Origin of the sequence: Thermodesulfobium sp. 4217-1 (genome assembly GCF_039822205.1) — a bacterium.
Lineage (GTDB): Bacteria > Thermodesulfobiota > Thermodesulfobiia > Thermodesulfobiales > Thermodesulfobiaceae > Thermodesulfobium.
Genome location: NZ_JBAGBW010000064.1, coordinates 1 through 1,045 on the forward strand (window position 1 = coordinate 1; position 1,045 = coordinate 1,045).

1 protein-coding gene is annotated in these 1,045 nt (G+C 39.2%); it reads left to right on the forward strand.

The annotated features are described in order from the left end of the window. On the forward strand, positions 1-1,033 hold a 1,033-nt coding region (locus V4762_RS09985; RefSeq protein ID WP_347315630.1), incomplete at its 5' end, for a sulfite exporter TauE/SafE family protein. Positions 1,034-1,045 lie beyond the last annotated feature (12 nt).

Sequence of the window (1,045 nt, forward strand, 5' to 3'; positions counted from 1 at the left end):
TATGATTTTTCCAGTAGATTGGCTTCAAATTGGGGATCAAAAGGTTCAGATTGATGCAGTAGTATATTTTCTTTGGTCAATATGGAACGGTTGGATTATGGCAACAGTAGGTGCATTTGGAGGTATTATGGCTGGTTTTGGCCATATATCTGTATTGGGTCTTGGCGCAAAGGCTAGCTCGTTAAAGGGTATGAAGGCTACAGTTAACGGCAAGGAAGTAGATTCTGGAAAGTACCTGTCAGACAATATAAGGTTGTCTAACTCACTTATTACAAGCGTAAACTCTACTATGGGTACTGTTCAATGGTTTTTAAATAAGAGGTTGATCTGGACTGCTGGTCTTGCTATGGGTATTGGCAGCGTATTAGGAGCTCAAGCAGGAGTATGGCTTACAGGTGGAAAACTAAACATGTCAAGCGTTATAGGCATATTTGGCTGTCTTACGCTTCTTGTGTCTATATTTATGTTCTATCAAGTAACACCATTTGCCGCAAAGGCAAAGAGCAAAGGAAAAGACGCTGCGAAGAAATTCCAGGCAGAAGTAAAGAAGCTAAAAGCTGAAGGACGTCTTAATGAATTAAAGGGCATAGAAAATCTAAAGCTTGGTTTGGCAGCAGTAGAATTTGACTTCTTTGGAGAACACTTCAAGGTAAAGAACTTTGGACCATTTTTGTTTGGAATAGTAGTTGGATTCGTATCTGCCGTAGCAGGTGTAGGAGGAGGCTTTCTATACGTTCCATTTCTCTCAATAGCTCTTGGACTTCCTTTCTATATCGTTCCAGGCGCATCTGTAATGGCGGTAACTCTTGGAATGATTTCAACAATAGTAGGTTGGCTAATATTTGGTATAAAGATAGCACCACCAATTATTATAGGTATGGCAGGAATATTGATTGGCGCATACATTGGTCCTAAAACACAAAAGTACCTACCAATGAATTTTCTCTATATGCTATTTGGAGTTCTTGCAATATATGTAGGACTTGGATATATATTAAAGGGCTTTTTCGCAATAGCGCTTCCTGGAGTATAAAGATTATAGACA